Here is a 14,570-nt window from a genome sequence, read left to right as displayed (position 1 = left end):
ATTCGCCCGAGTTATTGAAGCTCTTTCATATAGATTAACTGATATTCCGGAAGAAGTTCGGGATGGAAGATTCTGATGTAATCTTTCAGGACAAGATCGGCCCGTACAGCACCACTTTCGAAAAAGTCATTGGCTTTCAGTTTTTCTTTTCCGGCAACGGTATAGATTTTTCCTTTGTTGAATACCTCCAGCTTTCCGTAGAAAGGATTACCGGCCAACATTTCTTTTTTTGAAGTGTGATTACCTGCATTTATCCAATACTGTACTTGGCCTGATTTGGCATATACTTCTTCAAAGCTCATCGTCAGAGACTTTTCTTCTTTATTATCTTTCATGATGTAGGAAGCATTGGCATCTGTAATATAGTTGGCCACAGAGGTTTTTCCGCCCGGAAGATACCATACATCTCCGTACATTTCATTGGCCAGCACCATAGGTTTTTCTTTTGCTTTCAGTGCCAGCTGCTTCAGGTGATTATAATTCTTTTCAATTTCCTCATATTTAGCTTGAGCTTCTTTTTCTTTTCCGAAAAATTCTCCAAAAATCTTGATATAGGCTGCTTTTTCTAACGGAAGCTGCTCCATATATTCATCCAGAAAAACCACCTGAATACCATTATTTTTCAGGAGTTGGTAGGCATTGTCAAAACTTGCGATATAATTGGTGAAAACAGCATCCGGCTTCATGGAAATGATCTTTTCCACATCATATTTCTGTTCACTCCCTACATTCTGGATCTTACCCTCTTTTAACAGATTCTGAATTTTCTCTGAATAAATGTACTCCGGACTTGAGACTCCGACAATCAGATTTTCGGCTCCCAATTCAGAAATGTACCCTGCCATGCTTGCATTTAAAAGGATAATTCTCTTAAACGGAGTCTGACTTGATTTAAAATTATAGGTGAAATTTCCTGACTTCAACTCTAAAAGGCCGTCATGCTCTTTAAATTGGGTCCGACTGGATATGTTGGTCCAGTCCGAGGACGAATTTTTTTGTTCTCTTTTACAGGAGATTAGCGCTATAACCGTAAATAAAAGTAAAATTCTCTGTTTCATCTTTCAAAGAAAAGAAAAAAGTGCTATATTTGCAAACCTTAAAACATCAAGGAAACGACGGCCTCGTGGCGCAACTGAATAGCGCATCTGATTACGGCTCAGAAGGTTACAGGTTTGAATCCTGTCGAGGTCACAAGACGGGGATTTAGATTTTTTGAATTTAAATTCCCGTTTTTTTTGTTGAGATAATTCCCCTCTAATCAATAAGATAGCATGAACAAAAGAGTTAATTTTGGTAGTTTGAAAATAGCTTCCATTTAAAAATTATCTTTTCAGGGTATATCAAACTCACGATCGCTCGTTTATCCATAGTGCTAGCTTTTATATATCTCTCTGAAATATTTCCAACGATTTTTAGTGCTTTGCTAATCTTATCTTCTACCCCCTAAGCCGATAGAGAGCCTAATTATCTTTTAATAGATTAATATTAACAAATGTAAAATTAAAATAACAAAGACGATATATCTTGTATTCGTTTGAAATAACATAATTTGATATTGCCATATTCTAGACATACTTATGTTTCCTCGAAGAACTGCATAGGAAAACTGTAAAACAGATGCTTGATGCGGAGTTAGATTCTCATCTGGATAATGAAAAACCTAGATAGCTGTCCAGATAATCGGTTATGTCGGCTACTGTATAGCAATCCATAATTCCACATTCTGATTTAGGACTTATTTTCTGAAGTTTCGTTCTGTTGGCTCTATATTCTTTATTTTTCTTTAAATCAAGCTATCAAAAAATAGTATGTGGTCCGAAGTTACAAACTTTGCAAAGCTGTGAAATTTGTTTGATCAATATTCCAATTAATTCCATCTGTAATCAGCCAACTCACAATGTTATTCTTAAGAGCTATTCTGCAAGATATTTAAAAAAATATTTGGTCATCAAAGTAGTATTACCAGCCTAATTCATTTACAATTCAAAAACAGACTACCCACCCTTTCAATTTAATTGTATCCCATTCATGATTTAGTAGATTTGTTATTGCCCTAAATAAACAAAATAATTAGTGTTTAATGCTGCCGGCTGTATGTTGATAGGAGTTGCAGCTCCTCCGGTGCTCACCGTATAAGTGTGATTATGTCCGATTGATGAAGAAGTTATATTATAGAATCCCCCGCCTCCGACAACCGTTCCTGCGAGCCAGTATACATGGATATTATTTCCGCCGCCAAACGCGGTAGTAGTTCTGATCCTTTGATAAGTCATTGTATGGGAATGCCCCGCTTCCGCATCGGCTGTATAGCTGAGGTTGACATTGGGTAGATTGGACCTGGTAAGAGTTGCTGTACTACTTCCTGAAACTGCACCGGGAGCTGCTGTGGTTCCCATAGAATATCGACCTGCCGCATTGGGCAGCAACGTGGTTATTCCTAATATATTTGCTGCATTATTTTGGGCTGTTTCCGGAAGTGTGCTAATATTTCTTCCGTCCAGCAGATACCACCCATCATGATCGGCTGTAATCAATGAAGGTTTTACATCTCCCACATCAAAAAAGTCAGGATTATGCATAAGTACACCCTGCGCAGTAGATATAACACCGGCTACCTTGTTAAGAGTTTGAATTCTGACAGTACCGTCTACATCAATGGTTTGAGTGGGAGAAGTAGTAAGTACTCCCATAGTAGAAGAGGTTCCATCCAGATAAAGGAATCCCGGACCTATATTAAGTTGTTTTCCATCCTGATTGACTTGCCGGTTTGATGTTAAAGTCCCGTTTACAGTATAAATGTTTTCATTATTACTCCCGTCTCCTGTAAGAGGAAACCAGGTTCCTGAACGAAAATACCAAAATCCCTTTCTGGTAATTATCACTCCGTTATCTGTTAACGAATAAGCCAGCTCTGATTCATCAGGATTTTGCATGCTTTCAATCTGAAAAGCGGCTTGACGGGGAATTAAGATTCCGTTATTAGTGGAAACTATATCCAATACTGCTCGAGGATTAGCCGTTCCTATTCCAATTAATGGCTTTTGTGCCAGAGAAGGTATAGATAATCCTAAAGAAAAAATAAATAGTATAATTATTCTTTTCATTGATTTAATTTTATTGTCCTAAGTAAATAAAGTAGCTGTATGATATATTTTGCGGCACAATAGTAAGGGGAGTTCCGCTTCCGCCCGTATTAACGGTGCCGGTGTGGCTGTGTGCACCGGCAGCAGGTAAGGTTATCGTTGTAGTTCCGGACACCGTTCCCCTTCCCGCTCTAAAGACATACGCGTTACCAGCTGCATTTTGAGCAAAATTGTATCCGCCGGCAGTTAACGAATGCGTATGTGCTGCTGCTGTCGATGTTACTCCTGTTAAATTAACATTAGGAAGGTTAGCTCTGGTCAGTGTTGTCGTATCAGAACCTCCTGCAGTAAATGGAGTTCCTTGTTTCATGAGTCTTCCATTGGTATTTACCAACGTACTGCCAAGTCCTATTGCTGAAGCATTACTTTGTGCAATGGCTGGGAGTGTCGTTACAGCCCGGCCGTCAAGTTTATACCAGCCATTGTGGTCATTTGAACGCAGAGATTCTTTAACAGTGCCATAAGCTACTTTAGGGCCAACAGATAAAGTTCCGTCTGAGAGAGCTTTTACATTTCCGCCTGTAAGACTTCTAACACGCATATCTCCATTTACATCTACCGTGTAACCCGGAGTATTGTTTCCAATTCCTATTCTCTGTTCCACAGAGTGAATCGAAAGCTTATCTGTATCAAATGATAAATTGCGCCCGTTCATTGTTACGGTACGATCGGAAGTCAGAGTGCCATTATTATTATAAATGTTGATAACTGGCTGGGAGCTTCCTCCAAAGGGACGCCATACTGTATTGTCATAATACCAGAAGCCTATTTTATTAATAACAATACCGTTGTTTGTAGTTACGTAAACCAATTCTCCTGTAGCAGGTGTTGTAATGGCTTCTGCCTGTAGGGCAGTCATTCTGGGGATGAGTATGCCTTGTGTAGTGGAGCTGACATCCAATGCTGCATTGGGATTGGCTGTACCAACACCTACACGCTGTGCACTGGCCGGAAGAAAAAAAAGAAGATTGAGTATAGATATAATATTAATCGAAGTTTTACTAAACATAATTTAATTTTTAAATTCCTAAATAAATAAAGTAATTAAGCTGTATGTAGTCAGGATTCAGCGCGATAGCAGCTCCAGTTCCTCCGGTAGGTATAGTGACGGTGTGATTGTGTGCTCCCGATGCAGAACTTGTATAAGTTCCCTCAGAAAGTATTGATCCCACTATTGCCCCTCCCGCCAATTCCCATGAATTGGCATTACCATTAACAGTTTGTAGAATATCCGTTCCTCTTACTTGTGCTGCACCCGGGCTTACCAGAGGATGACTATGATACAAAGTTGTTGTATTTCCGCTAAGAACAAAATTGGGTAAATTAGCTCGGGAAAGAACTACGCTTGCCGCTCCGCTCAGTGTTCCGGGGGGACCTTGTTTAATATATCTTCCTGTAGCATTGGGAAGATTTCCTGCAAGCCCAAGAGCTGTAGCTCTTGATTGAACACTTACTGGTAATGTAGAAAGTGCTCTGCCATTAAGCAAATACCAACCTTCATGATCTGTAGGAAGATAGGAATATTGGATATCCCCATAATGGTTAATCAACCCTGTATCAAAAGACAGTAAACCATCTCCCTGGGTAATCACATTTCCTTTAAACAGACTACGGATTCTCATTCCTCCGTTAACGTCTAATTTTTCTGTTGGAAGATTGGTGTTAACTCCAATATTACCTGTACTTCCGGATATAAACAGTTTGTCGGGTCCGATATTCATATCATGATTGTCGAGACCGACAATTCTGTTACCTGCAAGGCTGCCATCAGAATTATAAATATTCTCACCTATTGAATTATTGGCGGTAATGGGATTCCAGATAGTGCCGTCAAAATACCAAAATCCGATAGTATTGACCACACTTCCTGTATTAGTTGTGCAAAAAACCAGCTCCCCTTCAGTCGGTGTATTGATTTGTTCTATTTGGGCGGCAGTCATTCTGGGAATTAAAATCCCGCTTTTATCCGATACAATGTCCAGGGCCGCATTGGGCTTATCTGTGTTGATTCCTATTTGGGCGGAAATCAGGGATGCAGTAAGCACTCCTAAAGTGGTCAATAATTTTTTCATGCCTTAATGTTAGTTTTATGTATACTTATTTTTGTAATTGTTTTATTACCTGAAATAAAAAAGGGTAAATAAAATGCATGATTACAAAACGGTTTTGTTGATTATTTAAAATTGCTGAGTATGCAGATAAAATAAAATATGGACAAAAGTAGAAAAGTATAGGGCTGGTAAAAAGATAATATCTTGTCTTTTTCGGGAATAAGTTAAAATATAATAAATGTATAAGTATTTGTATTGCAATGTGTTATATTAAAAAATAACTTTTGTAACAAAAGCTTTTTACAAAGTTACTTTAAGATAAATTTAATGATTAACTAAGACAAAACATTCCTGAAAACAGAATTTTGAAATTACTTCTTTGTTGCGAGGATCTTTCCAACCATTTACGGAACTAATTCAGAAGAATTATAAGTGCAATCTATTGCAAATCAATATTATTATAGCAAAAAAACAAATGGTCATTTTCCTGAAAATGACCATTTGTTATATTTCTGCATAACATAATGAAAACTACTTTTGTGATCTTTAGTAGGAAATCTTTCAAATGAAATTACAATTTATTTCATTCTGATTTTTTAAGAGGAATGCTATCTATAGCGCAAGTAGGTATTCATAATATTAATCAGGAAAATAAGTAAAATATCATGTTTAATACAGTGAAATCAGATGTTTTCGCAGCAAATAAGAAATTCGACTTCATATAAATAGTATAATTATTAGTTTTTAGGTTATTATGAAAAACAACATTCTCCTTTTAATGTTTCTGGTTGCATGCAATCCGTTTGTAACAGCTCAGGTCGGTATTCTGACCTCAAACCCACAAGGCCCTTTACATGTTGACGGTGCAAAAGATAATCCTGCTACAGGAACTCCGACTACCATTCAGCAGGTAAATGATGTAATAATAACTCCGGAAGGAAGTCTAGGTGTGGGTACCATTGCTCCAGATTCCTCCTCCTCTGTGGAGGTTAACACAACCAGTAAGGGGTTTCTTCCTCCACGAATGACTAATGCTCAAAGAGATGCCATCGCTTTACCGGCAACGGGATTAATGATCTATTCAACTACCAGCAAATGTCTGCAGACAAATATTGGTACCCCTGCTTCTCCCAATTGGGGATGTGTAGCGGTACAAGGCAGTACAGGTGCTCCGGTTGTACAAGTAAATTCTTATACTCCTAATACACCGGCTGGATCTGCGGCAAGTGAAACCTGCCTTGGGAGTATTTGTGTGAGACACAATGGTAACGCAAGTGAAGGAAGTATTTTGTTAAGAAGTAATACGGGTGCATCAATTCCTAATTCAAGTATAGCAGGATTTCAGGTTGCTACCAGCGGGATTAACATGGGAGATACTGAAATTGTAAGTTTAACTACATCCTATACCCAATTCTACAGGGGAGGCGCCAGTGGTGGCGAATTTATCAACTATCAGGTATGCACAGGTACTGGTGAGAATTATAGAATTTTTTTGACAATGGTGGCACCGGTACTTAATCCAGGTGCAGGAAACGGAATGTATCTTCTCAATCTTGAAAAAGTAAGATAATACCACATAAAGCATTCTTAAAGTCGGTCTTTACGATAATTGGGAGATGTGAAACCAATATGATAAAACGCACCTGATTAGCAGGTGCGTTTTTTAGCAAAATGATTCTGTGCAGCATCTGAAAAATATTCGCATTATGACAGAGAGAATAGCCCATTGCTATTATCTTAAACAAAAGCTAGCTGTTATGATATGATAAAATGCATAAGATAAGCCTTATGGTGTGTTAATTTTGTCACACCAATATTACTATAAAGATAATCTTGATTTTTTGATTAGACGATGATTATATAGTCATTAGTTTTGTATTTGTCCTAGTGAATCAATATTGGATATAATCAGTTCTTAACCATATTTAAAAAGAGAATCAAGTTACAGGTGATAACTGAACTCTGCATATTTATTCACACTTTCTACATATCCAACGACATACCACCTGTAATATCAAAGTTTATATATTCTCTTCCATCGTGTAAGAGTATTCCTGCTGAGCTTAAAGTGCCGGGCTACCTGGCTGTTGTTGAGGCTGTTTTTATCCTGATACTCTAATATTTCCAGAATTACTTTTTCATTGTATGATCTGTGTGCCTGATTAAAATGATCAAACTCTTTTTCTATACTTTTAAAAAGAATTTTTTCAAGGTTAATAACATCCAATGGCGAAAGATTGTCCTTTGACAGTATTGTTTGGCATTTCCATTTCTTTTCAGGATATTTTAGTTCAATAAGATCTGTATATATTTTTATATAGTCTGGGTTACCTTGTTTTTCCAATAAAAATAATTTTAAGTATTATCAATTTTTTTGTATTTGCTGATCCATTTATAAAGGGTAGTTTTTGGGATTTTATATTCGTCAATGACCTGCCGTATTGTTTTTTGTTCTGTACTGATAAGTTCCAGAATAAAATCAATCATTACTTTGGTATAAATATTTTTGCGGAATTGAGGGAGTTCAGATTTTCGGTCCGGCTCTTCCTTATCAGGTGAAACAGGAGGTGAAAAAAGCACCAGATGTTGGGTATAGATGCGGAAAAAATCATATTTCAGCAATTTGCTCCATTTTAGAAGAATACCTGTATTCATATCTTTTTGTTTATACATTTCTTCGATATCTTTCTCAATACAGTCAAAAAAATTGCATATGCGGGATACTTTTATATTGCATTCCGATACTCTTTTTTCAATAAGGTTACCGATGTGTATGTTTTTATAAATGATTGACATAGAACTCTCTTTTTAAAGGATCATTTTTTATTGATAGAATTATGCTGAGATATTATTTAAGTAATGTCAATGTAAAGCTATTCTGAGAAAAAGAACCTCTTGAGGTATTTGTAGTACAGCCTGGAGAAGAAGACCCTCTTACTTGCATATAATATGTTCCGGCTGTCAGGTAAGCAATATTCGAAGTATAAATAAAGTCATAACTACTAGAACCGGTAGGTACATGGATATCCTGCGCAGGAAATGCAACATTTACTGCTGCCGTTGAGCTTTTGCTCAAATTATAGGCAAGAAAAGCTCCACAACCCGCTGGGCTTTTATCGGTAATAAGACGCGGTGAAACAATATAATACCCTGGAGTAGTAACAACGGCGTTTGCTCCAAGGTAGGTCATAGCCGCAGGGATATTTACACTGGTACCTGTTGTAGAGTTAATAACAAGTGCAGAACCCGTAGTGTCACGCCAAGTGGCTACACCACTCGCATCAGAAACCAGAACTTTACCTTCAGCCTGTGTTCCATCTACAATTTTTATTGCTCCCGGAGTACTTCCGTTGTCAATATCTAATCTTGTAGCAGGAGCTGTCGTTCCCAATCCTACTCTGTTATTTAGGGCATCGATATTGAAAGTAGTATTGTCTACCTGAAAATGGCTGGTTCCTGTATTGGCAGAAGAAGTAAAAGAAAGAGTTTTGTCGCTCATCGTTACCACTCTGTTTGATTCAAGAGTTCCATTGTTTTTGTAAATATTGGTGTCCTGATTTATTTTTTGCCAAATATTTCCATCGAAAAAGTAATATCCCTCTTCTGTAATGTTTATTGTCTTTGGTGATACTATACTTACGGCCGAGGTAGCATAGATGATGTTCCCTTTTTGATCCATCATATATTGTGCATCTCCGGCTTTGATCTGATCTCCAGCAAGTCTTGGTGCAAGAAGTCCTTCCGGTCTGCTGCCATCAGTTGTTTTTGCCGTTATATCGAAGGTTGATTTTGAATTGCTTGTGTTGATCCCTATTTGGGAGAATAACAATTGAGTACATAGGAAACATAATAGTAGATTGATTTTTTTCATTCTATAAAATTTAAATATGATGTATGAATCTGATAACGCCCTGGATATGCTTATTAAAAACGATATAAAAGTAGATGAATAGTGTATTATCGAAAAAACAATATCTTGTTGTTTTCGGGAAAATGACAAGACATAAAAATGGTATAAATGTAAATATATCAATACTTTGTAATTCATTTTTAAATTTATCATAAGCGCTGTTTCTACAAAAAAGAGAAAATGATTTAAGATGAATTTTAATGAGTAACAAGAACATAAACATGGCCGGTTCTTCGGCCATGTGAGTAACCTGCAGATAAAATTGAGGGATGTTCTGCATCGTTAAAAATCAAATGTGCTTTCAGAATCATCAAAGAAGTTAATCCGTTAGTTCATAGATAGGAATTTTCAAAAATTTATGAGCTTATTGTTTTGATGTCTTGCTTAACGCCTAACAATAATCAGTTGTTGTGTTGTTAATCCTAATAAGAATAATATATTATCTTTGAAATTCTACAAAAATATATCCTAGTGCTCCAAAGCCAAGTCCGTCTCCATCTGCTATATGAAAACTTACTCTATAGAAGGTTTTATCTACATAAGAAAAGAATGTAAACTCTGCGTGGCCATCCTGCGTACAATTGATAGGAATCAAAGCTGGATTAGGATTGCTTGGTATTCCGGCTCCTATATTCGCAAATGTCGGAGTTATGGTTAAGGGAACACTGTTAATAAATCCTGAACCATTTTGTGCAGTTCGAGATATTCCGTGGATAATCCCCGTATTATTGGTTCCTGTTGTTGTTCTTACCTGCATATAAGAATCCGTATTTGTACAGGTCGTAGATGGATATCGAAATTCTAAAGATCCTATAGACACAGAAGAACTTGTGGGAGTCGTTGCATTAATATTAAACGACCTGAATGAGGTGGTTATGGAGCTCTGTACCACAACATTACCATTAGCATCAATTCCCAGTGGTGACGTATTTGATGAAGGTGTAGTTGTATTGTTCATATTGGTAAATTTCAATCCTGAAGATCCGTCTACACCAGATTCAATTTCCATTTTTGCCGTTGGCGTGCTGGTTCCTATTCCTACCCTGTTATTGGCAGCATCCACAGAGAAAGTGGCACCGTTTACAGAGAAGGCATTGGTAGATGTCCCGTTAAAAGCCAGGGTGTGATCCGCTTGTGTCACCGTTCTGTTTCCTGTAAGTGCTCCGTCTGAACTATAAATATTAGCATTGAGTTTCGTCCAAGTTGTTCCATTGAAAAAGTAAAAGCCCGTATTATCAATATTAACGGCATTCCCGGTTTGTGTTCCGGTTGATATATCATTAACATAAATAAGGGTTGAGGTTGGGATGCCGGTCATACTCTGGGCTCTTTGCCTGTTGATCCTCGGAATCAGCATTCCGTCTACTGTTGTTATTGTTCCTGTTGCTTCTTTTGCTGCAACTTCAAAAGTTGCAGAAGGAGTGGATGTATTGATGCCGACCTGGGCAAAAATTCCGTAAGGAACTAAAAAAAGCAATAGTAGTTTTTTCATTTTTTACTCTGGATTTAATTAAAAATGTTTGGGAAATGAGATCAACTTAATTTATGCAATAGCCTTTATCTCAACCAGGAATTATAGAGTTATTGTTTTTCCTGATTGTGTGGCAAAAGTATCCCGTCAATTGTTAGGGAAAAAGAAAATACCTTGCTTTTTTCAGGAAAAAGACAAGGTATATTTGTGTAGTAAAATTCTGATTAATAATACTTAATCTTCTTTTTCTTGAATTTCTTCCTGCAGGTATTTTATAAATAGCGAAGGAGATAAAGAAGTCACTTTCTTGAATATTTTGCTGAATTTGCTATGCGAAGAAAATCCCACCTCATCTGCTAATGAGGCCAATTTAAAGTTCCGGTATTGAGGATCATTTTTGAGTTTTTCAATAATGTAATTAATCCTCAGCTCATTAATATAATTATTAAAGTCTTTCTCTTTATGAGTATTGATAACATAAGAAAGATATTTGGTATTGGTTTCAAAACGGCCTGCTAAAAAGGGAAGGGAAATATTTTTATTATTAAAGAGATTTGTTTTTTCAAATTTATTCAATTTTGCAAGCAGTTTTTCTTCTGTTTCTGAACTCATTAATACCACTGCCTCATTATTTCCTGCTTGATGAACCGATATATCGATTTTTTCTGAGGCGATAGGAATATCAGTACTGTTTTTTATATTGGATTTTCGAAGTATCTGTTTAAATTTTTCAATATTTTTCCTTTGTTGTATTTTAGATCTTATATATAATGTAAGGATAAGAATAAGCAGAAGTCCGGTAATGAATATAAGATAGTTTTTCTGAATACTTTTTTTCTCTGTCTTTATTATTTTTTTGTCAAGCTTGGTATAGGATTCATCGATAAACTGACGAGTTTTTGACTCTATTTTCTTCTCTAACGTGTCTTTTCGTTGGTCTGTAACCTTTAGTTTTTCAATATTTTCAGTCTGTAAATAATATTGTTTCTCCGTAGTGTAAATCTCTTTTTTTTGTTCAAGGTTTTCTGTTTTTTCAGATACTTTTTTGGCGAGATCCAGATATTGTTTAGCTTTTGACAGATTTTTTTTTTCTAAATATACATTAGCAAGGCCAATGTAAATATAGCTCGTAGTTTCATTTTCGGGAAAATCTTTAACTAAGTTTAGAGCCTTCTTATAATGATATAAAGAAGCATTAATATTTTTCAGATTGTAATAATTAGACCCAAGCATCTGTTCGTTATCAGTAGTAAAAAAATCTTTTTCTTTTATAACATTGAAATGAAGCTGAGATTGTTGAATATACTGATTGGATTTCTTGTATTTTTTTTGATCCATTTCGTAATAGGCCATTTCCTGCAGAATTAATCCCTGGATTTTATGTGCTATTAACGTATCCTTAATCATTTTAGCTGTTTTGAGGGTTTTTTGAGCGTATTTTTTTGACTGGCTGTAGAGTTCAACACCACGATATTGGCCAGCTAAAAAAAGAGAAATCCGTGCTTGCCAGTTTAAATTATCCGTATTCTCAATAATTGTTTCAGCTTTTTCAGCATACGATAAGGCTCTGTTAAAATCTTTCGCATCTCTGCAAAGGTTAGCAGAAAGCATTAAACTTTTTGCCTGAAGGGTCGGTGTTCCAGAAATCTTATATAAAGAATCAGCAATATAGAGTGCTTTTTTGAAATCTTTGGAAGCGGTTTCTAAATAGGTTTTGTTATATAATTTATTATATGCATCTAAATCCTGGGCATTAACAAGCGCACACGCCACAAGATACAGAAGAACTAATTTTTTTTTCATTGATTATTTTTTCTTTAAGGAATTCCGATAGTATATAAAAGTGAATTATAAAGTTCTTTTTATCCAAAATAGCAAAGACATAGAATAGTTAGTTGACATACTTTAAAATATTAAAAAAATGAAAGATTAAAGAATATGGTTAAATTATATTTCAAAAATGAAGAATAAAATTCATATTTCAATATATAGATTAACAATAATTTTCGCGTCACAAAATTATAATTTTTGGAATCATGATAAAAGCTATTATTACTGATAGATCCAAGCAGAATTATAAACGGTAAATTTATTATGACCCAATTATTGGATATTGCCGAAACCTTCAAAATATTTAGCCAGACGATAAAATTTGCCACTATTGAGGTATATAATCTATGATTATAGTCACTAAGTTGTGAAAATTTATTTCTTAACTTGATTTTCTTTCAAATAGAAATCAACGCAGATAAACCAATGCAACCTTGGACAGTGTATGAGATAAAAACGGAATTCTAATTCCCAGAATGATGCTGCTCAAATAGAACATATAATTCCCATAACTGATCTGGCTATGGGGATATGTGTTCTAAAAGTATTTTTGGATAGTGGACAAGAAAAACGACGCATAAATCACAGAAATAAAGCAAAGCATTCATTGATATCGAGTAGAACAATTCAGTAATGCCTGCCTTTTTTAAGCCGAAGGTTAATTAAAAAACAGGTCAGGATTCATTTTGTAATATTATAATCATTTCAAAAAAGTGAAATCGATCATTCTTTTTATAATTTCGCTGTTGATAAGTGAAATCAGAAAATCTCCATGACCAAAAGATTATAAATATCCAGCTCTACATGTCCGCTTAGCTTATACATTTTCGTTGGGTCATTAGATGCACTTATAAACATCATGGCATCCCAGTTATTGGTATACGTATAAACATTCTTCCAGCTACTCCAATCGGTTGTGGTCCATGATATATTAACAGTATTAGCTGCAGAGTTATTAAACGTCCATAGCTTTACCGAGCCCCTTATCGTTACATTAGCTGCTGGAGCACTCCGAAGCCGTGCCTGTACAGAATAGGTCGTTGCTGTTGCTTTTACCATTCTCCACTCATAGTACTCCGTTACCAGAACTTTATCAGTGTTGGTGGTTAAACCTGTATAGATTAAATTGTTGACTTTTAAATCTGAAGACTCAGAAAAATAATCAAATTTGCTCCACTCAGGAGATGTTTTATCTCCCATATTTACATATAATCCGACCCCATTTACCGTAGCCAATGGATGGTATACAAGTAATCCGTTGGCAGGCTGTGGTACGGTAACAGCATCGGTGGAAGAAAGCAGGGAAACCCTCGGAAACAGTACGCCTTTGCTTGTGCTCTCTACATGTAACGCGGCAGATGGATCCGGATTCACTGCACCGATCCCAATTTGGCTCAACGCGATAGTGTAGGATACTATTGCAATTGTTGTTAGTATATTTTTCATCTTTGACATTGTATTTTTTAAAATTGTTCTACCATTAAGTAATTAATAGAATTGGTAACGGTGTAAACATTGACCCTAAATAATTTATCAGTTCCGACAACACCGAAATAGTAAAAAGTTTCAAAATTAGATTGATAGGTATAGGCAGGGTACCATATATTCCAGTTGGTTGGAGACCACGTAAAAGAAGGCATCGCTAAGGTCGCTTGCTCGGTACCTCTCCAGTTTAAAGTATAGGTACTGGTAGTAGTAACATTACCCGTTGGCGCAGCCTTTAATCTCATTTGTAATGAATAATTGCCGGAAGCATCAGAGACCATTCTCCACTGAAATGTATCTGTGTTTAAGATTTTTGCTGCATTAGTGGTAGCCCCATTATATACAAGAGTTGATACAATTCTTGATGATTCTTGGGATTGTAATATTTTCATTTTTTGCCAGGATGGTGATGATGCGTTTCCTTCATTAACATACATTCCCTCTCCTATAAAGCCATTGGTATTAAATACGGTTAATCCTTTAACAGGAGAGACTATTGTCGTTGCATCTGTTGCCGACGTAAGATTTACTTTTGGCAAAAGAACACCTTGTTTCCCGGATTTTCCAACGACATCAAGAACTGCAGAACTATTGGGTGTAGAGGTATTGATACCCACTTGCCCGAACCCTAAACTGCTAAAGAAAATTGATGATAAAAATAATAGTTTTCTCATAATACG

The 14,570-nt window shown here is 36.1% G+C and carries 12 protein-coding genes and 1 tRNA gene; 2 read left to right on the top strand and 11 right to left on the bottom strand.

All coding sequences use genetic code 11. From position 1 onward, the window contains the following. Positions 1 to 11: 11 nt before the first annotated feature. On the bottom strand, positions 12 to 1,058 hold the full coding sequence (locus ACTJIV_RS06000) for an ABC transporter substrate-binding protein (RefSeq protein ID WP_440626297.1): 1,047 nt from the start codon (positions 1,056 to 1,058) through the stop codon (positions 12 to 14). Positions 1,059 to 1,117: 59 nt separating this feature from the next. Here ACTJIV_RS06000 and ACTJIV_RS05995 point away from each other — a divergent pair. Beyond that, positions 1,118 to 1,191, top strand: a tRNA-Arg gene (locus tag ACTJIV_RS05995). Positions 1,192 to 2,045: 854 nt separating this feature from the next. On the opposite strand, the gene ACTJIV_RS05990 is transcribed toward ACTJIV_RS05995, so the two are convergent. From ACTJIV_RS05990 to ACTJIV_RS05980, 3 genes are read right to left on the bottom strand one after another with little or no spacing between them, the layout of a single operon-like run. Further along, a complete protein-coding gene (locus ACTJIV_RS05990; RefSeq protein ID WP_440626295.1) occupies positions 2,046 to 3,104 on the bottom strand; it encodes a hypothetical protein in 1,059 nt (352 codons plus the stop codon). Between the two features lie 10 nt (positions 3,105 to 3,114). Continuing rightward, the gene (locus ACTJIV_RS05985) at positions 3,115 to 4,152 is read right to left on the bottom strand and encodes a hypothetical protein (RefSeq protein WP_440626293.1); all 1,038 of its coding nucleotides are present in this window, start codon (positions 4,150 to 4,152) and stop codon (positions 3,115 to 3,117) included. Between the two features lie 10 nt (positions 4,153 to 4,162). Beyond that, positions 4,163 to 5,215: a hypothetical protein gene (locus ACTJIV_RS05980; protein WP_440626291.1), complete on the bottom strand. Its 1,053-nt coding sequence runs from the start codon at positions 5,213 to 5,215 to the stop codon at positions 4,163 to 4,165. A 733-nt stretch (positions 5,216 to 5,948) separates the two neighbouring features. On the opposite strand from ACTJIV_RS05980, the gene ACTJIV_RS05975 reads away from it, so the two are divergent. Beyond that, entirely contained in the window at positions 5,949 to 6,764 is an 816-nt protein-coding gene (locus ACTJIV_RS05975; RefSeq protein ID WP_440626290.1) for a hypothetical protein, read from the top strand. 444 nt (positions 6,765 to 7,208) lie between these two features. On the opposite strand, the gene ACTJIV_RS05970 is transcribed toward ACTJIV_RS05975, so the two are convergent. From ACTJIV_RS05970 to ACTJIV_RS05940, 7 genes are all read right to left on the bottom strand, one after another. After that, entirely contained in the window at positions 7,209 to 7,538 is a 330-nt protein-coding gene (locus tag ACTJIV_RS05970) for a helix-turn-helix domain-containing protein (protein WP_111954717.1), read from the bottom strand. 11 nt (positions 7,539 to 7,549) lie between these two features. Beyond that, positions 7,550 to 7,990: a transposase gene (locus tag ACTJIV_RS05965; RefSeq protein ID WP_336378394.1), complete on the bottom strand. Its 441-nt coding sequence runs from the start codon at positions 7,988 to 7,990 to the stop codon at positions 7,550 to 7,552. A 52-nt stretch (positions 7,991 to 8,042) separates the two neighbouring features. Further along, the gene (locus ACTJIV_RS05960; protein ID WP_440626287.1) at positions 8,043 to 9,065 is read right to left on the bottom strand and encodes a hypothetical protein; all 1,023 of its coding nucleotides are present in this window, start codon (positions 9,063 to 9,065) and stop codon (positions 8,043 to 8,045) included. A 478-nt stretch (positions 9,066 to 9,543) separates the two neighbouring features. Continuing rightward, the gene (locus ACTJIV_RS05955; RefSeq protein ID WP_440626285.1) at positions 9,544 to 10,596 is read right to left on the bottom strand and encodes a hypothetical protein; all 1,053 of its coding nucleotides are present in this window, start codon (positions 10,594 to 10,596) and stop codon (positions 9,544 to 9,546) included. 213 nt (positions 10,597 to 10,809) lie between these two features. Beyond that, positions 10,810 to 12,378 carry a helix-turn-helix domain-containing protein gene (locus ACTJIV_RS05950; protein ID WP_440626283.1) on the bottom strand — a complete coding sequence of 523 codons (1,569 nt, stop codon included), beginning with the start codon at positions 12,376 to 12,378 and terminating at the stop codon, positions 10,810 to 10,812. 786 nt (positions 12,379 to 13,164) lie between these two features. Continuing rightward, positions 13,165 to 13,851 (bottom strand): hypothetical protein, encoded by a 687-nt coding sequence (locus ACTJIV_RS05945; protein ID WP_440626281.1) that lies wholly within the window; start codon positions 13,849 to 13,851, stop codon positions 13,165 to 13,167. A 17-nt stretch (positions 13,852 to 13,868) separates the two neighbouring features. Continuing rightward, complete coding sequence (locus ACTJIV_RS05940) at positions 13,869 to 14,564, bottom strand: hypothetical protein (RefSeq protein ID WP_336378389.1); 696 nt, start codon at positions 14,562 to 14,564, stop codon at positions 13,869 to 13,871. Positions 14,565 to 14,570: the final 6 nt, after the last annotated feature.

It is taken from the genome of Chryseobacterium sp. 22532 (genome assembly GCF_052044665.1).
Lineage (GTDB): Bacteria > Bacteroidota > Bacteroidia > Flavobacteriales > Weeksellaceae > Chryseobacterium > Chryseobacterium lathyri.
The sequence above is the reverse complement of the archived record's forward strand: the minus strand, read 5'-3'. Positions and strand labels throughout refer to the sequence as shown.